General features: G+C 63.3%; 17 protein-coding genes. 13 read left to right on the top strand and 4 right to left on the bottom strand.

The window, feature by feature from the left end; genetic code table 11:
- A complete protein-coding gene (locus ABWI03_RS12135; RefSeq protein WP_296555895.1) occupies positions 1–1626 on the bottom strand; it encodes an ABC transporter substrate-binding protein in 1626 nt (541 codons plus the stop codon).
- A 274-nt stretch (positions 1627–1900) separates the two neighbouring features.
- On the opposite strand from ABWI03_RS12135, the gene ABWI03_RS12130 reads away from it, so the two are divergent.
- The 9 genes from ABWI03_RS12130 to nagB are packed head-to-tail and all read left to right on the top strand — an operon-like array spanning position 1901 to position 10305.
- Complete coding sequence (locus ABWI03_RS12130) at positions 1901–2959, top strand: Gfo/Idh/MocA family protein (RefSeq protein ID WP_296555894.1); 1059 nt, start codon at positions 1901–1903, stop codon at positions 2957–2959.
- Positions 2956–3951, top strand: a complete 996-nt coding sequence (locus ABWI03_RS12125) for a Gfo/Idh/MocA family protein (protein WP_298779256.1) — start codon at positions 2956–2958, stop codon at positions 3949–3951. The genes ABWI03_RS12130 and ABWI03_RS12125 overlap by 4 nt, the downstream gene beginning before the upstream one ends.
- Positions 3948–5006: a Gfo/Idh/MocA family protein gene (locus tag ABWI03_RS12120; RefSeq protein ID WP_235171335.1), complete on the top strand. Its 1059-nt coding sequence runs from the start codon at positions 3948–3950 to the stop codon at positions 5004–5006. The genes ABWI03_RS12125 and ABWI03_RS12120 overlap by 4 nt, the downstream gene beginning before the upstream one ends.
- Positions 5007–5065: 59 nt before the next feature.
- Complete coding sequence (locus tag ABWI03_RS12115; RefSeq protein ID WP_095973532.1) at positions 5066–5995, top strand: dihydrodipicolinate synthase family protein; 930 nt, start codon at positions 5066–5068, stop codon at positions 5993–5995.
- 1 nt (position 5996) lies between these two features.
- Entirely contained in the window at positions 5997–6926 is a 930-nt protein-coding gene (locus tag ABWI03_RS12110) for an ROK family protein (protein WP_095973531.1), read from the top strand.
- Complete coding sequence (locus ABWI03_RS12105) at positions 6923–7630, top strand: N-acetylmannosamine-6-phosphate 2-epimerase (RefSeq protein ID WP_095973530.1); 708 nt, start codon at positions 6923–6925, stop codon at positions 7628–7630. Before ABWI03_RS12110 ends, ABWI03_RS12105 begins: the two co-directional genes overlap by 4 nt.
- Positions 7627–8319, top strand: a complete 693-nt coding sequence (locus ABWI03_RS12100; RefSeq protein ID WP_283376591.1) for an SGNH/GDSL hydrolase family protein — start codon at positions 7627–7629, stop codon at positions 8317–8319. Before ABWI03_RS12105 ends, ABWI03_RS12100 begins: the two co-directional genes overlap by 4 nt.
- Entirely contained in the window at positions 8316–9497 is a 1182-nt protein-coding gene (locus ABWI03_RS12095) for an N-acetylglucosamine-6-phosphate deacetylase (protein WP_283376592.1), read from the top strand. Before ABWI03_RS12100 ends, ABWI03_RS12095 begins: the two co-directional genes overlap by 4 nt.
- Positions 9498–9525: 28 nt before the next feature.
- Positions 9526–10305, top strand: coding sequence for a glucosamine-6-phosphate deaminase (nagB, locus tag ABWI03_RS12090; protein WP_166813759.1), 780 nt, complete (start codon positions 9526–9528; stop codon positions 10303–10305).
- Positions 10306–10314: 9 nt separating this feature from the next.
- On the opposite strand, the gene ABWI03_RS12085 is transcribed toward nagB, so the two are convergent.
- From ABWI03_RS12085 to ABWI03_RS12075, 3 genes are all read right to left on the bottom strand, one after another.
- Positions 10315–11946: a long-chain-fatty-acid--CoA ligase gene (locus ABWI03_RS12085; RefSeq protein WP_283376593.1), complete on the bottom strand. Its 1632-nt coding sequence runs from the start codon at positions 11944–11946 to the stop codon at positions 10315–10317.
- 61 nt (positions 11947–12007) lie between these two features.
- On the bottom strand, positions 12008–13129 hold the full coding sequence (locus ABWI03_RS12080; RefSeq protein WP_095973526.1) for an acyl-CoA dehydrogenase family protein: 1122 nt from the start codon (positions 13127–13129) through the stop codon (positions 12008–12010).
- 12 nt (positions 13130–13141) lie between these two features.
- The gene (locus ABWI03_RS12075; RefSeq protein WP_003945878.1) at positions 13142–14323 is read right to left on the bottom strand and encodes an acyl-CoA dehydrogenase family protein; all 1182 of its coding nucleotides are present in this window, start codon (positions 14321–14323) and stop codon (positions 13142–13144) included.
- Between the two features lie 265 nt (positions 14324–14588).
- Between ABWI03_RS12075 and ABWI03_RS12070 the strand changes: the two genes are divergently transcribed.
- From ABWI03_RS12070 to ABWI03_RS12055, 4 genes are all read left to right on the top strand, one after another.
- Positions 14589–14780, top strand: coding sequence for a ferredoxin (locus ABWI03_RS12070; RefSeq protein ID WP_033232296.1), 192 nt, complete (start codon positions 14589–14591; stop codon positions 14778–14780).
- Between the two features lie 109 nt (positions 14781–14889).
- The gene (locus ABWI03_RS12065) at positions 14890–15807 is read left to right on the top strand and encodes a 3-oxoacyl-ACP reductase (protein WP_298779272.1); all 918 of its coding nucleotides are present in this window, start codon (positions 14890–14892) and stop codon (positions 15805–15807) included.
- Between the two features lie 488 nt (positions 15808–16295).
- The gene (locus ABWI03_RS12060) at positions 16296–17060 is read left to right on the top strand and encodes an MlaE family ABC transporter permease (protein ID WP_003945687.1); all 765 of its coding nucleotides are present in this window, start codon (positions 16296–16298) and stop codon (positions 17058–17060) included.
- A 64-nt stretch (positions 17061–17124) separates the two neighbouring features.
- Positions 17125–17976 (top strand): MlaE family ABC transporter permease, encoded by an 852-nt coding sequence (locus tag ABWI03_RS12055; RefSeq protein WP_003945759.1) that lies wholly within the window; start codon positions 17125–17127, stop codon positions 17974–17976.
- Positions 17977–17979: the final 3 nt, after the last annotated feature.

Raw genomic sequence — 17979 nt, 5'->3', positions numbered from 1 at the left:
TCAGGCCGGCTTCGCCTGAAGCAGGTTGACGCCGGGGTACGGCAGCGGAGTGACGTCGGCGATCTTCTTCGGATCCCACGCAGTCAGGAGTTCCTGATGGAGAACCGGGTAGTAGACAGCATTTTCGGCGATCTGGTTCAGGTACGACTGCACGAGGGTGCTGCGCTTTGCCGGGTCGGTCTCGCGGGTGGCTTCGTCCATGGTGGCGTAGATCTTCTGCGCCTCGGGGGTGTCGTCCCACTTGGCGTAGGTCTTCGTCCACAAGCCGCCCTTGCTGTACGTGTAGCGGACGAGGAGGTCGACGTCGCTGCCGAATGCCTGGGGGTTGGACGTACCCGCAGCGATCTGGAACTTCTGGCCGCTGTTGAGCTTGCTCACCATGGCGCTGGTGTCCTGCGGTTCGAGCGTCGTGTTGAATCCGACTGCGTCCCAGGACTCTTTGATGGTCGGCAAGCAGTCGGCCAACCAGCTGACGTTGGTGGAGAGCAGCGTCAGGTCGAGGCCACTGACACCGGCGGAAGCGAGGAGTGAGCGGGCCTTGTCCGGATCGTACGAGTAGACGGTGGACGCCCGCGCGTAGTCGGGGTTGCGCTCGTACAGGTAACTCGTGGCCGGTGCTGCCTTGCCGCCGAGGGCGATCTCGATCATTTTCGGGGTGTTGATCGCATAGAACATCGCCTGGCGAACACGAACGTCGTCGAACGGTGCCTGAGTGGTGTCGAAGAGCAGGTACATGAGGTTCATGCCCGGGTTGCCCTCGACGGTGCGCCCGCCGGAGGTCAGCGTGGGGACGTTGGCGACGGGGATGTTGTCGGCGAGTTGTGCACCGGCATTGTTGCCCGAGACGCGTGCGATGCGTGAGGAAGTGTCGACGATGGACAGCCAGTTCATCGTCGCGAAGTTGGCCGGACGCGGCCCGTTGTACGCCTCGTAGGCCTCGAAAGCTGTGTTGCTCTTGGGGGTGTGGCTCTTGAGCTTGTACGGACCGGAACCGACGACCAGCGCGCCGGACTTGGCCTCGTCCCAATGACCGTCGAAGACGTGCTTGGGCATGATCTTGGCGATCGAGAGACGCTGTGCGGCAGCGCTGAACGGGTAGTTGAAGTTCAGGGTCACCGTCTGGTCGTCGACCTTGGTGACGGACTGCAACCAGGAGGAGAAGAAGGAGCGGATCAGTACGTTCTGCTGTGGATCGAGGATGCGATCGAAGGTGAAGACGACGTCGTCCGAGGTGACCGGAGTGCCGTCGTGCCAGGTTGCACCGTCGCGGATCTTCATGGTCCAGCTCGAGGCGGTGGCGTCGGTCGGGACGGCTTGTGCGAGCGCCGCATACGTCTCACCGGTGCCGGGATCGTTTTCGAGCAGTCCCTCGTAGACGTGGTTGACGGCCGCCATGAGGAAACCGGATGCAGTCTGCATCGGGTCGAAGCTCTGGTCGTTGCCGTATCCGATGGCGGTGGTCAGATCGCCGGTGCTCGCGGAACCGCCGACTACCGAGGTCGACGACGGGCCGCCGCCACAAGCCGCGAGAGTCGCGGTGATACCTGCTGCAGCTCCCAACAGCCCGGTGTACCGGAACAGGTCTCGGCGGGTGAACGCGGAGCTCAGCGGTCGTTCGTTCTTCAAGGCGGCCTCCAAGGCGGGGAGCGGGACATCGGGGGAGTGGATAGGGGATGTCCTATGTTCGACGTCCGATGTTGCGTAACTTACATTGTGGATCAGAAAGCGTCTAGAGAATCTTCGGAACTCGCGCCGCGGAACTTCGAGTTCCGAGAGGTTTGGAATCAAAAATAGTGCGTTTACCTGCATGGATGAAGACTGTGTTACCGAAGTCGAATTGACGGGTGAAGGCGCCGCCCGTATAACATAGGACATCCCTCATCCAATCTTTGGAGACTTCATGACCCGATACAAAGTCGGTGTGGTCGGTTGCGGATTCTTCGGTAGTTCCCTCGCTCGCGAGCTGGCTGCCCATCCACGTTTCGAACTGGCGATGCTGTGCGACCGTGACTTCGAGCGGGCTAAGGACGTCGCCGCAGAGTTCTCGGCAACCCCGACAGACGACCACGACGTGGTGGCCGCTCACCCGGAGTTGGCCCTCGTTGTCGTCGCGACGCCCAATCACGCGCACGCCGAACCTGCCATCGCGGCACTCGAGCACGGCAAGGCAGTTTTTGTGGAGAAGCCACTCGCCGTCGAATTGGTCGATGCGCAGAACATGATCGCGAGCGCCGACGCGAGCGGTTCGCCGTTGATGGTCGGTCACATCATGCGGATGATGCCGGGTGTACGACGTCTGGCGGACCTGCTGACCTCGGGAGAGCTCGGCGAGGTCGCTGCGATCGAAACGTCTCGCTCACGATGGATCGACACCGGCGGCGCAGATCCACAGTGGTGGAAGCTCGACAAGAGCCGGACGGGTGGAGAACTGACTCACGAGATTCACGAACTGGACCTGATGTGCTGGCTCGGCGGCGAGGTGACTGCCGTGTCGAGCATCGCCACCGCGGACGACGGCTTCCGCAACACAGTGGTGTCGTTCGCCGGCGGCGCGATCGGCAGACACACCATCTCGACGCGTTCACACACTTCTTCGTGGGAGCTGACGGTCGATGCCGCCGAAGGCTCGGTCCACGCGGACTTCCACACCGGCCGGGTCAGCCGACTGCGCGGGGGACGGGTCGAAGAGTCGTGGCCGATCTTCGACCTCGACGCCGAGAACCAATCGTTGATCGACGCTGCCAGCAGGACGCAGAAGTACAACTCGGGCAACGGTGGATCCTCGCTGTGGATGCAGGCTGCGATTCGCCACGAAATCGACGAGATGGCAGCAGTTCTCGACGGCAAGGCTGATGCCGACTCGCCGTTGACATACGCACGCGAACGCGCACTCGTCGTCGCCGAACAGGTGCGACTCGGTGGCGGCGAACCGGCAGCGCTGTCGGGAAGTGCGAAGTGACCGTGCGTGTAGCCGTCATCGGCAGTGGCGGAATCGCCCGGGATCACGTCAGCGCTCTGGCGCGCATTCCAGCGGTCGAAGTCGCCTACGTATTCGGTAGTGACTTGGACCGGGCCGCATCGGTTGCGGCATTGGCGCCGGGCGCGAAGGCCAGTACCGATCTGGCGAAGATTCTCGCAGACCCGACGGTGCACGCGGTCAACGTCGTCGGAGCCACTCCCGACCATGCGCCTGTGACGATAGCCGCCGGCCGTGCGGGAAAGCATGTGCACGTGGAGAAGCCGGCTGCGCTGACAGTCGCGGACTTCGACGCGATGGTCGAGGCCACCGAAGGTGGCGGCACGTCCCTGATGGTCGGACAGACCGTACGATTCCAGCCGTCGATCACCTCGATCGGAAACTCGGTTGCACAAGGCGCCATCGGGGACCCCCGGTTGATCCACCTCAGTTGGTACACCGGGCATGTCTGGCCAGGGGGCTGGCGAGGCTGGCAACACGACAAGGAACGCTCGGGTGGTCACCCCGTTCACAACGGAACCCACGCACTCGATCTGGTGACGTGGCTGATCGGTCGTCGTCCGATCCGCGTGTTCGCTCGTAGTTTCCCCACCTTCGCAGCGGGGATGCCCGTGCACGACAGCTTCCATCTGACCGTTCGCTTCGAGGACGGATCGCTGGCACTCATCGAATTGGCTTACGCACTACCACAATCGGGCAAGATGGTGCGCCGGATCGTGGTGTCCGGAACTTCCGGCACGCTCGCGCACGACACCGGCGACGACCCGGGACTGATGACGGACACGACCAACGCGCCGCCGTCGTCGATCGAGGACGCGATGTCGCATCAGATGCGTCACTGGATCGCCACACTCGACGGTTCCGCGAGCCCGATAGTCGAGAACTGGCAGGTGCGTGCAGCTCTCGCGACTGCCATCGCTGCCCAGCAATCACTTGACACCGGCCGTGCGATCTCGATCGGAGAACACCGATGACCGGCACCGGTTCGATCCGCGTCGGATTTGTCAGCGGCGTCAGGCATGCCGGTTCCTACGCGGACCTGTTGCGTTCCGATCCTCGAGTGAGCGTGGTCGGGGCCTCCGACGAATCCTCGGTCCCCGATTGGATTCGTGAGGACGGGATCGCGATGGCAAAGGCCGCAGACATCGAGTGGATCGACGAACTCGGCGAGCTCCTCGACCCCGAACGGATAGACCTGGCGATCATCTGCAGTGAGCCGACCAGGCATGCACGGCTTGCGATTGCCGCATTGGACGCGGGACTCGACGTCCTGGTGGACAAGCCGGTGGGCGTCGACGAGGCGGAGGCCGCGGCGGTGGAGGAAGCCGCACGGTCGAACGGGCGAATCTGTACGGTGGTGAACCGCACTCATTCACCTGCGCTGCGACGACTGCGCCGCTGGATCGATGCCGGAAGTCTCGGACTGCCGCGCCACGTGGACATCGAGTTCCTGGCAAGCGGAACACATTTCGCCACCTCGGTGGAGCGTCCCGAACTTGTGGTGGATCCGGCGCTGTCCGGCGGGGGAGAAGTGGTGAACTTCGCCGGATACGCCGCCGACTACCTCAGATACCTCACCGGTCTGGACGTCACCGAGGTGTACGCCGAGACGAGCACGCTCTACGGCGGCGCCCACCAGCAATTCGGTGTGGAAGACACAGCGTTGATCTCGCTCGCTCTGGAAAACGGCGTCACTGCGACGGTGACCGTCGGAAGAATCCCCGCAGCACCGGGTTTCGGTGCGAATACCGCGACGGTTCGGGTCCTCGGCTCCCACGGATACGCAAGTTCCGACGACGACAAACCCGCGGTGACACACTTCGCGGCCTCGGGAGACGTGACCGCATCACCCATCGGCGGCTTCGGGTCGGACAACGCGGTGTCGAGCTTTCTCTCTCACGTGCTCGATCGACTCCCCACACGGACCGAACCCGACTACACCGTGGCAGACGCCCGCGCGTCGATGCGCGTGATCGACGCTGCTTATCTGTCCGCCTCGAGCGGTCAGCCGGTCTCCGTTTCTCCCTGACAGTTCTCCCTGACCGCCGCACCCACAACTCAATCCGACAACCAACATATGGAGACCCCATGAGCACGGAAACCACCACCTTCAGCGGAATCGTCCCGCCCATCGTCACACCCCTGACGCTCGAGGGCGAGGTCGACACCACGTCGCTCGAACGCCTGCTCTCACTGCAGATCGAAGCCGGAGTCGACGGGTTGTTCGTCCTCGGTTCCTCGGGTGAGGTCGGTTACCTCACCGACGCTCAGCGCGCCCAGGTGGTGCAGACGGCCATCGGTCACGTCGGCGGGCAGGTCCCGGTCCTCGTCGGAGTGAACGACATGACCACCAACCGGGTCATCGCCGTCGCCGAGCAGGCGCGTGAAGCGGGTGCGGATGCCATCGTCGCGACGGCGCCGTTCTATGCGATCACCGACGCGGCCGAGACGGCAACGCATTTCCGATCCATCCACGCCGCAGTGGATCTTCCGTTGTTCGCCTACGACGTGCCGGTTCGTGTCCACAGCAAGCTCAACCCGGCAATGCTGGTCGAACTCGGCCGCGAGGGAGTCATCGCCGGAGTGAAGGATTCGAGCGGCGACGACGTCAGTTTCCGTATGTTGCTCCGTCAGTCGGCCGAGCTCGAAAACTTTGCCGTCTTCACCGGGCACGAGGTAGTCGTCGACGGATGCCTGCTGATGGGTGCTTCGGGCGCAGTGCCCGGCCTGGCCAACGTGGACCCGCACGGCTACGTGCGACTGTGGCGCGCCGCGCAGGCAGGAGACTGGGCCGCAGCGAAGGCCGAGCAGGATCGACTCACCGATCTGTTCTCCATCGTCGAGGCGCCGACACCGGGTCGCGTCAGTGCCGGTGCCGCGGGTCTGGGCGCGTTCAAGACGGCTCTGGCCCTGCGCGGCGTCATAACCGGCAACACGATGTGCGCCCCGATGCTCTCGCTCGACGAGTCCGAGACCGCAACGATCAAGGTCGTTCTCGAACGGGCCGGGCTCCTCTGACATGACATCTGGGCAGAAGCGATGGATCGGTATCGACATCGGCGGCACCAAAGTGGCTGCCGCGGTGGTGACGTCCGACGGAGACGTGATCGACACCGTTCGTGCCGCAACACCGACGGCGGGTAGGGAAGCCGTTCTCGGGACCGCTACCGCGTTGGTCGACCGTCTGAGGGCGAATCACACGGTAGCCGGAATCGGAGTCGGTGCACCGGGAATCATCGATCGGGTGCGTGGCCGCGTCGTCTTCGCCTCCGACATTCTGTCCGGATGGAGTGGCGCCGAGGTTCGCGGAGAACTCGAGGCGCACTCAGGCCTACCGGTGACGGTGGACAACGACGTGCGCGCGATGGCCCACGGCGAGAACATGATCGGCGCCGGTCGCGGTCGAACCTCTGCACTGTTCGTCTCGATCGGTACCGGAATCGGTGGCGCGTTGACCGTGGGCGGTCAGCTGTACCACGGTGCCCACGGAACAGCCGGCGAACTCGCGCATCTGCTGGTTCCGGTCTCCGGGGCGATAGGTTGCGGTTGCGGCAGAACCGATCACCTCGAGGCAGTCGCGTCCGGTCCGGCCATGGCAGCCGAGTACGCAGCGCGGGCGGGCGTGCCCACTCAACCGTTGCAGGCAGTGGTGGCGCTCATGCACTCGGGCGATCCGATCGCCCGTGCCGTGGTCGCCGACGCCGGTACTCTGCTCGGCCGAGTCCTGGCTGGCGTCGCCACCGCATTCGATCCCGAGGTGATCGTCATCGGCGGCGGCGCAGCTCAGATCGGAGCCGACCTCTTGTCGCCGCTGACGTCCGCTTTCCGGGTGGAAGCGATGGGTCCCATTGCCGAAACCGCCATTCTTCCAGCCCGTCTGGGCACCGATGCGCCGCTCGTCGGAGCTGCGCTCCTGGCCGCCGCAACACGAATCGAGGTAACACCGTGACTGTCGAAGAGTTGCTCACGATCATCAGCGGAAAGCTGATCGTGTCCTGTCAGGCCGGACACGGCCATGCCCTGCGTGACACCGGGACTATCGAGAGGATGGCCCGCGCCGCGGTCGACGGAGGAGCAGTGGCGATCCGCTGTGGCGGTGTGGGCGGAACCCCGGATGTCGCCGCAGTCGTGTCGGCAGTGAAGGTACCGGTGATCGGTTTGACGAAGATCGGTTCCGAGGGCGTGTTCATCACGCCGACAAGGGAATCAGCTCTCGAAGTTGTCGATACCGGTGCGCAGATCGTGGCCGCCGATGCCACTCTGCGAACGCGTCCGGACGGATTGACATTCGCCGACACCGTCGACGCGGTCCATGATCGCGGCGGCCTCGTCATGGCCGACTGTGGGACTCTCGAAGACGGTATCGCTGCCGCTGCGGCGGGCGCCGACGTCATCTCCAGCACACTCGCGGGATATACCGAGAACAGCAGACGGCTGGCAGGTCCGGATCTCGAGCTGATCTCGGAACTGCGGCAGGCACTTCCAGATGCGGTCCTCATCGCCGAAGGGCGCTACCACAGCCCGGAGGATGCGGCACGCGCCATCGCCCTGGGTGCAGACTCGGTGGTTGTCGGAACCGCAATCACGGACCCGGCGTTCATCACGTCGAAGTTCGCGGCGGCAGTATCGGGCGCCGAAAGGCAGAGGGGATGACGCCGACGTCGAAGGCTCTGAAGTCCAAGACTGCTGAACGGATCCGACTGGAGACTTTGCTCGTAGACTCGTTGACGCCGATCCGGTGGGTCTTCACCGGTGACAGCATCACTCAGGGATTGACGCACACCGACGGTCATCGAAGCTACGTCGAACACTGCGCCGAGCGCGTCCGTGGTGAGCTTTCCCTGTTCAATCACGTCCTTGTCAACACCGGAATAAGTGGCAATCGATCCTCCGACGTGCGTGCAGGTTTCGCGCACCGCATCGAAGTGTTCGACCCCTCGGTGGTGTTGATCATGCTCGGTACGAATGACGCATTGGACGGCGACGAAGGACTGGAACGGTTTCGAGACGACCTCTCGGACACGATATTCCGGACGCGAGCGATCGGCGCGGTGCCGATCCTGCAGACGCCGCCGCCGATCGACGTCGAGAACGCGCCCACCAGAGCAGGATTGGTTCAGTACGTCGAGGTCGTGCGGCAAGTAGCCGCCTCGACGCGCGTGGTGTTCGTCGACCACTACGCGCAGTGGACGGCCCATTCTCCCGAGGGCCCACCGCCGGCGCTCCTGGCTGACGCGTTCCATCCGAACGAACATGGGCACTACGTGCTCGCGGACGCCGTGCTCCGTGAGTTGTCGATCGCAGATACCGAAGTTCCCGTTGTACCGCAGGTGATGTCGTGATACTTCGTGGACAAATTCTGCGTGGACAATTGGTGACCGGTGGTCGACTGCTCTCGGACGGGGTTGTCGAGATCGCCGGTGATCGTGTGGTGTGGGCCGGGCCGGCGTCGCAGCGAACCGACCCGTTACCCGAACGGGCGGCTGCGGGGACAACGATCATTCCGGGGTTGGTGGATGTTCACTGCCACGGCGCCGGCGGGTTCGGTTTCCCCGAGGCAGACGAGTTCGGATCAACCGCGGCTGCCGATCACCATCGGACGAACGGCACGACCTCGGTGATCGGCTCGCTCGTCTCCGCGCCGCCGGAGATCCTGCGCACTCGCATCGAACTCCTGGCAAGACTGGTCGACGAGGGCACGCTGGCCGGAATTCACCTGGAAGGTCCATTCCTTTCGGTACTCCGTTGTGGCGCCCAGGATCCCGACAGCATTCTCGATGGCGACCCGGCTCTGCTCGAGTCGCTGCTCGAAGCCGGCCGCGGGCACATTCGCTCGATGACTATCGCTCCGGAGACAGCGCACTTCGACGAACTTGCCTCACTGATGGAACGTCACGGTGCCGTCGTGAGTATCGGACACACAGATGCGTCCAACCCGGTCGCGACCCGTTCGATCGCACACTCGGCGCATGCACCGCTCAGCGCCACTCACCTGTTCAACGGAATGGCTCCGATGCATCATCGCGCTCCCGGCGCAGTGGCGGCGTGTCTTGCCGCGGCCGCCAGAGGACAGATGGTGGTCGAGTTGGTCGGGGACGGAGTACATCTGGCCGACGAGACGGTAGCGACGGTGTTCGATCTTGTCGGTCCGCATCAGATCGCGTTGGTCTCCGACGCCATGGCTGCCGCCGGAATGCCCGACGGCCGCTACCCACTCGGGCCTCTCGACGTCGACGTGGTCGGTGGCGTGGCGCGATTGGCCGGCCAGGGCGATACGGCCATCGCCGGCGGGACGAGTCGGTTGATGGACATAGTCCGCCGGGCGGTCAATCACGCGGGCGTCGATCTGCTTTCGGCTGTCATCGCAGCGACGGCAACGCCTGCTTCGCTGGTGGGGCTGGCCGGAATTGTCGGCGATCTCGTGCCGGGTTGCCGCGCCGATCTGATCGTCACCGGTCCCGAACTCGAAACCCGCGCCGTCATGGCCGCTGGGAACTGGCTCATGACACCTGGCTCATGAACTACACCGAAAGCTGAGGAATCAACCGATGGAAATTGTCATTGTCGACAGTGCGGAGGCGGCCGGCACCGTTGTTGCCGACATCTTCGAACACGCGGTGCATTCAGGTGCACGGACTTTGGGCCTGGCGACGGGGTCTTCACCGCTCTCGGTGTACCGCGAACTCGCGCGCCGTCACCGCGAGGACGGGTTGAGTTTTGTCGGCCTGCAGGCGTTCCTGTTGGACGAATACGTCGGTCTGCCGGAAGGTCACCCGGAGTCGTATGCCCAGGTGATTCGAACCGAGTTGGTGAATCACCTGGACCTGGACGCGTCAAGGGTATTCAGCCCCGACGGAACCGCGCCGGATCCATTTGCCGCCGCGGCAGCCTACGACCGGGCGATTGGGTCGAATGGTCCGGTGGACGTACAACTCCTGGGCATCGGCGGCAACGGGCACATCGGTTTCAACGAACCGACGTCCTCGCTGAATTCGAGGACGCGGGTCAAGACGCTGACGGAACAGACTCGAACCGACAATGCCCGGTTCTTCGAGAGTCCGGACGACGTACCACGGCACGTGATCACCCAGGGCCTCGGAACTATCTGCGAAGCACGGCATCTGGTGATGATCGCGACCGGCGAGCACAAGGCCGCTGCGATTGCCGCTGCCGTCGAGGGGCCCCTGGCCGCGGTGTGCCCGGCATCGGTCCTCCAGTTGCATCCACACGCGACGGTGGTAATCGACGAGGCAGCGGCATCACAGCTTCGGCTCACCGAGTTCTACAAAACGGTGTCGGCGCACAAACCGCTTGCTCAGCGCTACTGAGACACCGGACTAGACGGACTCTCGCGTCTTCTCGAGGCCGAGTGCCAGTTCGGGAGTGAGTAATTGGAAGTCGGATTCTCCGCGCCGGCGGATCCACACCGGATCGGAGGTGTTCCAGCGTTCGGCACTCTGCGTTCGAGTGACCACCTTGAACGTCGCCGTTCTCGGGAACTCACTGCACACTCGGATCAAGGTCGGCTTCTGCTTCGGACCGAGTTCCGGCCGGGAGTCGATGTATTCGGCTACGGCGACCGGGTCGAAATTGTCTACGTCGCCGACCGGAATCACCGACGCCATGACGCGGTCGCCGACGTCGCTGTCGGGGACCGCGTACACGGACACCTGCGCGAAGCCCGGGTAACCGACCAGGGAGCGTTCGATGGGTGCGGCGCCGATGTTCTCGCCGTCCACGCGTAGCCAACCGGAACTGCGTCCCGCGAAGTAGACGTAGCCGTCGGCATCGGTGTACGCCAGATCGCCACTCCAGTACTGGCCGTTGCGCATTCGCTCGGCGTCGGCTTCCGGGTTCTTGTAGTACCCGGCGAACGTGCCTGGGCCGGTGACGTTGACCAGTTCACCGGTGGCCTCGTCGGCGTTGGTGATCCGGCCGTCGGCGTCGAAGACGGCAGGCGGGCAGGGTGCTCCGGTCTCGGGATCGAGGATCTTGACGCCGTCCGGGAGCAGTCCCAGGGCGCCGGCCCGGGGAACCGGCGCCGCGGAGATCGAAATACCGCCCTCGGTGGACCCGAACCCGTCGATGACGCGGGCATCGAAGCGCCGAACGAAGGTGGCGACGGCGGGCGCCGAACCCTCGTTGCCGTACATGATCTTCAAGGTGTTGTCCCGCTCGTTCGGCACCTCGGGGGTGGAAGCGATGAAGGACAACGGCTTTCCGACGTAGTTGGAGTACGTGATTCCGTACTTGTGAACGTCGGGCAGAAAACCCGAAGCGGAGAACTTGCGTCGCATGGCAATTCCCGCACGCGCGTGTAGCGCGACCGTCCACGCCGCCATCATGGCGTTGGAATGGAACATGGGCATCGCCATGTAGACGACGTCGTCGGCGCCGAGCCCGAAGCGATCGGCAAGCATGACCCCGGGAGAGGCCAACTTGTGGTGCGTGCACCGAACCGCTTTGGGATCACCGCTGGTTCCGGAAGTGAAGATGAGCATCAACAGATCGTCGGGTTGCGCCGTCGACGCGTAGGCGGGCGTATCGGCGAAGGGCGCCAACAATTCCGTCCAGGCCGGAGAATCCACGTTGATCACCCGGACGTCGCCGAGATCGACGTCGTCGAGTAGATGCGCCTGGTTGTTCTCGGTGAAGATGACCTGGCAGTCGGAGAGCGCAATGTCTCGCGCCAATGCCGGGCCGCGCCTGGTCGTGTTCAGTCCGGCGGCAACCGAACCCGAGAACGATGCTGCGCCGAGCAATAGCGAGAATTCGGGGACGTTCTCCATCAGAAGACCGAAATGCCGGGGGCGCGTTGGATCGAGCAGCGTGTCCAGCAGCGCTGCTCGATCGAACGAGCCTTGAATGTGCTCGCGCCAGGTGATGACCTGGTCCTCGAAACGGATACCGCGGTCGTCGATCTCGCTGACTCCGAGGAGTAGATCGGAAACAGTGGGGCTCTGACTCATAGCTGCATCATCATCGATTCGTCTCGGACCAGGTCATGGATTTCCACTCGGTGGGACGCACTCAGGCAGGAACTGCGGCAAGTTCCTTGCCCAGTGCGCGAAGCTGATCCGTTGCGTTGCCGAGCAGGAACTCGTGATGCTTGGCCGCGAGGAAGTAGCGGTGAACGGGATGGTCCTCGTCCAGACCCACGCCGCCGTGAACGTGAACAGCAGTGTGCCCGACTCGGTGTCCCGCATCTGCAGCCCAGAACTTGGCCGTCTGCACTGCCCCGTCGGACGGAAGTCCTTCGCTCAGACGCCACGCTGCGGCCCAGAGAGTCAGACGGACGCCCTTGACGTCGATGTATCCGTCGGCGAGGCGCTGTGCCACGGCCTGGAAACTACCGATCGGACGGCCGAACTGCACACGCTCGGAGGCGTATTCGGCGGTCAGCTTCAGTGCCTGATCGAGCACCCCGTACTGGTAGGCGCTGGAACCTAGCTGAATTCTTTCGACGATCCACGCCGCGATGTCGGATCCTTGGGCAACCGACCCGAGAACACGATCGGCCGGAATCTGCACCGAATCGAACTCGACCAGGGCCGCACTCGAGAAATCCGTGGTCGATTGCCTGGTGATGCGCACGCCCGCGTCGGAGGGTTCGACGAGGAAGACCGCGACGCCGTCCTCGGTGATGGCGGGGACGAGGAACAGATCGGCGAGCGGCGCACTGTCGACGGTGATCTTCGCTCCGTCGATGCGCCAGCCGTCGGCGGTCTTCTCGGCACGCGTGACGGGGTGGGCCGGGTCGTCGTTGTATTCCTCGGCGAGGGCCGCAGTCAGTATCTTCTCGCCGGCGGCGGCAGCGCTCGCCCATTCGTCTCGCTGCTGGTCCGAGCCGAATTCTGCTATCGCCGCGGCCGATCCGACGATGGACGTCAGGAACGGAACGGCTGCAACACCGCGCCCGAGTTCGGCCAGGATGCTGCACTGCTCGAGGACACCGAATCCGTCGCCGCCCACCGATTCCGGAAGAGCTGCGCCGAGGACGCCGGCCGAGGCCAGAGCGTTCCACAAGATGGCGTCGAAGCGGTCTTCGGCGGCGTCGAGTTCACGGAGGCGGTCATTGGTGACCAGTTCGGTGACGACGGATCGTGTCAGACCGGACAGGTCCTGCTGGGCCTCGGTAAGGGTGAATTCCATGATCGTTGGTCCTTATCGCTTCGATGCGGGAAGCCGCAGAGCTGTCATTCCGATGATGTCGCGTTGCACTTCGTTGGTACCGCCGCCGAACGTCAGGATCAGCGAAGAACGATGCATACGTTCGATGCGGCCACGCAGAAGAGCGCCGGGGGAGTTCTGCCTGATCGTGGCGGAGGATCCGAGGATCTCCATCAGCAAGCGGTAAGCCTCGGTGGCGAATTCGGTACCGAACACCTTGTTGGCCGACGCGGCTTCGGGTCCGGGAGCATGATCGGTTGCGGAGGCAATTTCCCAGTTCATCAACTTCAGGTACTCGGCCTTGGCATGCACGCGAGCGAGATTGATCTGCACCCATTCCTGGTCGATCATGCGTCGGCCGTCGGGCAACTTGGTGTTCTGTGCCCACTCGCGGACCTCACGCTGCGCGGTCAGAATCGGTCCCGCCGAGGTGAGGGCAACACGCTCGTGGTTGAGCTGGTTGGTGATCAGTGCCCAGCCACCGTGTTCCTGACCGACTATCGACGACGCCGGAACGCGTACGTCCTGGTAGTAGGTGGCGCTGGTGTCGGGGCCGGCCATGGTGTGAACCGGGGTGTAGGAGAAGCCCTCTGCCGTTGTGGGGACGATCAGCATGCTGATTCCCTTGTGCTTCTTGGCTTCCGGATCGGTACGGCAGGCCAACCACACGTAGTCGGCGTACTGGATCAGGCTCGTCCACATCTTCTGCCCGTTGATGACGTAGTCATCGCCGTCACGGACAGCCGAGGTGCGCAGAGACGCCAGGTCGGTGCCTGCCTCGGGCTCGGAGTAGCCGATCGCGAAGTGGAGCTCACCGCGAGAGATCTTGGGCAGGAAGAAGGCCTTCTGCTCGTCCGTACCGAAATGCATGATTGTCGGCGCTACGGAATTGATCGTCAGGAATGGCACGGGCGCACCGGCGATGGCGGCTTCGTCGGTGAAGATCAGCTGATCCATCGCGGAGCGTTCCTGCCCGCCGTACTCTTTCGGCCAACCCAGAGTGAGCCAGCCGTCCTGGCCCATCTGCGCGACGACTTCGCGGTACACATTGCCTTCGCCGTACTCACCCGTCGTGGCGGCTAGCGCTTCACGCCGCTCGGGAGTCATCAGTTGTGCGAAGTAGGCACGCAACTCCTCCTGGAGCTGTTGCTGCTCAGGGGTGTAGGTGATGTGCATGGTTACCTCTCCATAGAGATACGAATCAAAGCGCCAACCATTCGATTGACACAGGTTCTATCGATGCGTACATCGGCGACAAGGGGCGCCTTCGCTGTGTCCAGCGGATCGTTCGACGTCCGTTCTCGGTACTTTTTCGAATCATTGCACACGACTGAAACAGGTTCTAGTGTTATCGCCAGGAACGGTGTGCGGCACAGCCCTGCGGCACTCGTTTCGTATCCGTGTTCGCGCCAGTAGTTGTGAGTAGAGAAGAGGAATCGCCATGGAGGTCAGGGTTGATCTGGACCGTTGCGAGGCAAACGGTGTGTGTGTCGGGATCGCGCCCGATATTTTCGACCTCGACGACAACGAGGAGCTCGTGATCAGTTCTGCGCGTCCGCCGGAGGATCGTTGGGAAGATGTCCGTTCCGCGATCGCTCAGTGCCCGCGTGCGGCGCTGACCGAACATCCGTGACGATGGTTGCCCAAAACAAGAACACGTTCTAAAGTTGCGAACTCGTGGGTCACGGCAATCGAGCCGGGTAACTCGACACACGACCGCAGAGAACCGGGAGAGCGCTTCGATGAATGCTGTGAACAGCCCAGAAACCAGTCTCGAAGGCAAGGTCGCCATCGTGACCGGTGCCGGATCGGGGCTCGGAAAGTTCGAGGCTATCGGTCTGGCGAAGGCCGGTGCGTCGTTGGTCGTCAACGATCTGGCCCCGAACGAGGCCGTCGAAGCGACGCTCGAAGAGATCCGCGGCCTGGGCGCCAAGGTCGAATTCGTGGCAGGCAACGTCGGTGAGCGTTCTACTGCGGACGCACTGATGGAAGCAGCGCAGGGGCAGTTCGGCAGTGTCGACATCGTCGTCAACAATGCCGGTGTCGTGCGCGACCGGATGCTGTTCAACATGTCGGACGAAGACTGGGATCTGGTACTCGAAGTTCATCTTCGCGGCCATTTCCTCTTGTGCCGCAACGCCGCTGCCTACTGGCGGGCGAAATCCAAGGAAGCCGGGGCGCCCGTGTACGGGCGCATCGTCAATACCTCTTCGGAGGCGGGTCTCCTCGGACCGGAAGGGCAGCCCAACTACGGCGCTGCAAAAGCCGGAATCACGGCGCTGACGTTGTCGGCCGCACGTGGGCTCTCGCGCTACGGCGTTCGGGCCAACGCGATCTGCCCGCGGGCGCGGACGTCGATGACCGAAGGTGTGTTCGGCGACGCGCCGGCCGACGGCATCGATCCACTCTCGCCCGAGCACGTGGCATCGCTCGTCTCGTATCTGGCATCACCGGCAGCCGACGCCGTCAACGGTCAGGTGTTCGTGGTGTACGGCCCGATCGTTGCGCTGATGGCGGCGCCCGTCGTCGAGCAACGGTTCGACGCAGACGGTGACTCCTGGTCGCCGGAAGCGCTGTCAGCAGTGATGGGTGACTATTTCGCGGACCGTGACCCGGCAAAGATGTTCTCGGCATCGGCGGCCCTGAGGGCGCTGGGCTGACCAGTGCTCGCGACACGTAGAACCGTCGTTCACACATAGGCGGGTCTACGTGTCCACTTCCTGGTAGAAATAGCGTGTTCACGAGTCGGTGGGCGCGGTAATCTGCCTGCGTTCTGAAACGAGACCAACGGTCTCGAAAAAACTGGACTGTGTTCCAATTTTGCATTCCTGTGGACGATGCGATATTCGATCGGCGTGCCCGGTCAAGGCTCTCGCATAGCTGAATCTCGAACTTGGATCCGAGAAGCGTCGATCATTCAAAAGTATTAATTTCCAGGATATTTCGGCGAAAATCACGCCGAAAAGGGATGCTTCCCATGTTCCGGATCTTCCGGTTTCGGATCGGCGCCGTGAGGCTACTTCTTAGAGTTGGACACTTGTTTTTGACAGGTGAACACGTTCTAGTTAATATGACCTGAGTCACAAGCTGTCGGGGGCTGGACTATGAGAACAGACAGTACTGCGGCAACCAAGGACGAGGAGGGCGAATGGTAGACCTCGTCGAGGTGCCATTACGAGCGGTCGGTGGCTTCTTTCAGATGTCCGCCCAAACCCTGCGGGCAGTCTTCTCCCGCCCCTTCCAGCGTCAAGAGTTCATCGATCAGGCCTGGTTCGTGGCCCGAGTGTCGATGGTTCCGACGGTGCTGGTCGCGATCCCGTTCACGGTGCTTGTCAGCTTCACCATCAACATTCTCTTGCGCGAGATCGGTGCAGCCGACCTCAGTGGTGCCGGAGCTGCTCTCGGCACCGTCACGCAGGTCGGCCCCATCGTCACCGTGCTGATCGTCGCCGGCGCCGGCGCAACCGCCATCTGCGCAGACCTCTCGGCCCGAACCATCCGCGAAGAGATCGACGCCATGAAGGTGCTCGGTATCAATCCCATCCACCGGTTGGTCGTTCCCCGGGTACTCGCGTCGACGGGAGTGGCGCTGCTCCTCAACGGACTGGTCTGCACCATCGGCATCCTCGGCGGTTTCGTCTTCTCCGTGTTCATCCAGGACGTGAACCCCGGCGCCTTCGTCAACGGCATCACACTGCTCACCGGATTCGGTGAGCTCATGCTCTCCATGGTCAAAGCAGGACTGTTCGGCATGATCGCCGGCCTGGTTGCGGCCTACCTCGGACTCAACGTCAAAGGCGGCGCCAAGAGCGTCGGCGACGCGGTCAACCAGACCGTCGTGTTCGCGTTCATGGCGCTCTTCGTCGTCAACGTGCTCATCACGACCATCGGTATCAAGTTGACGGCCGGATGAGGCACACGGCAGTCGGAGAGATCGAAGTGGACAGAACGACAAACGACGAACGGGAGGAGATCTGATGGCGTTGGCCGCAGCGGGACGCTTCCCGCGCACACGTCGACAGATCGGCTCGATCTCTCGCAGTATCGACAGCATCGGTGATCAAGCGCTGTTCTTCGCGAAGGCTCTCGGTCACGCTCCCAAGGCGCTGATGCGCTATCCACGTGAAACTCTGCGACTGATCGCCGAGATCAGCATGGGCACCGGTGCGCTCGCCGTCATCGGTGGCACAGTCGTGATCGTCGGATTCCTGACACTGTTCACCGGTGGCACCATCGCCGTTCAGGGCTACAGCTCGCTGGGCAACATCGGTGTCGAAGCGCTGACGGGCTTCTTCGCCGCCTTCATCAACGTTCGCATCGCAGCGCCGGTCATCGCCGGAATCGGTCTCGCCGCGACCATCGGCGCCGGCTCCACCGCGCAGCTCGGTGCGATGCGCGTCTCGGAAGAGATCGACGCCCTCGAGACGATGGCGATCCCGTCGATTCCGTATCTGGTCAGCACCCGCGTCATGGCCGGCATGATCGCGATCATCCCGCTGTACTCACTGGCGGTGATCGCATCCTTCGTCGCCAGCCGCTTTGCGACGGTGTTCCTCTACAACCAGTCCGGCGGCGTCTACGACCACTACTTCACGACCTTCCTGATACCCACGGACATACTGTGGTCGTTCGCCCAGGCGATAGTCATGGCGCTGGCCGTCATGCTCATCCACACCTACTACGGCTTCAACGCAACCGGTGGCCCGGTGGGTGTCGGCGTCGCGGTGGGTAACGCAGTGCGCGCCTCGCTGATCGCGGTCGTCACGGTCACCCTGCTCATCTCACTCGCCATCTACGGCGGGTCCGGCAACTTCAACCTGTCGGGATAGGCG

The sequence above is a fragment of the Rhodococcus baikonurensis genome, from assembly GCF_040489275.1.
In the GTDB taxonomy this organism is placed as follows: Bacteria; Actinomycetota; Actinomycetes; order Mycobacteriales; family Mycobacteriaceae; genus Rhodococcus_F; species Rhodococcus_F baikonurensis.
The sequence above is the reverse complement of the archived record's forward strand: the minus strand, read 5'-3'. Positions and strand labels throughout refer to the sequence as shown.

Coding starts and splice junctions, on each gene's coding strand:
- ABWI03_RS12130 (WP_296555894.1), top strand. CDS start 1,901: ATGACCCGATACAAAGTCGGTGTGGTCGGTTGCGGATTCTTCGGTAGT.
- ABWI03_RS12120 (WP_235171335.1), top strand. CDS start 3,948: ATGACCGGCACCGGTTCGATCCGCGTCGGATTTGTCAGCGGCGTCAGG.
- ABWI03_RS12115 (WP_095973532.1), top strand. CDS start 5,066: ATGAGCACGGAAACCACCACCTTCAGCGGAATCGTCCCGCCCATCGTC.
- ABWI03_RS12110 (WP_095973531.1), top strand. CDS start 5,997: ATGACATCTGGGCAGAAGCGATGGATCGGTATCGACATCGGCGGCACC.
- ABWI03_RS12100 (WP_283376591.1), top strand. CDS start 7,627: ATGACGCCGACGTCGAAGGCTCTGAAGTCCAAGACTGCTGAACGGATC.
- nagB (WP_166813759.1), top strand. CDS start 9,526: ATGGAAATTGTCATTGTCGACAGTGCGGAGGCGGCCGGCACCGTTGTT.
- ABWI03_RS12085 (WP_283376593.1), bottom strand. CDS start 11,946: ATGAGTCAGAGCCCCACTGTTTCCGATCTACTCCTCGGAGTCAGCGAG.
- ABWI03_RS12080 (WP_095973526.1), bottom strand. CDS start 13,129: ATGGAATTCACCCTTACCGAGGCCCAGCAGGACCTGTCCGGTCTGACA.
- ABWI03_RS12075 (WP_003945878.1), bottom strand. CDS start 14,323: ATGCACATCACCTACACCCCTGAGCAGCAACAGCTCCAGGAGGAGTTG.
- ABWI03_RS12070 (WP_033232296.1), top strand. CDS start 14,589: ATGGAGGTCAGGGTTGATCTGGACCGTTGCGAGGCAAACGGTGTGTGT.
- ABWI03_RS12065 (WP_298779272.1), top strand. CDS start 14,890: ATGAATGCTGTGAACAGCCCAGAAACCAGTCTCGAAGGCAAGGTCGCC.
- ABWI03_RS12060 (WP_003945687.1), top strand. CDS start 16,296: ATGGTAGACCTCGTCGAGGTGCCATTACGAGCGGTCGGTGGCTTCTTT.
- ABWI03_RS12055 (WP_003945759.1), top strand. CDS start 17,125: ATGGCGTTGGCCGCAGCGGGACGCTTCCCGCGCACACGTCGACAGATC.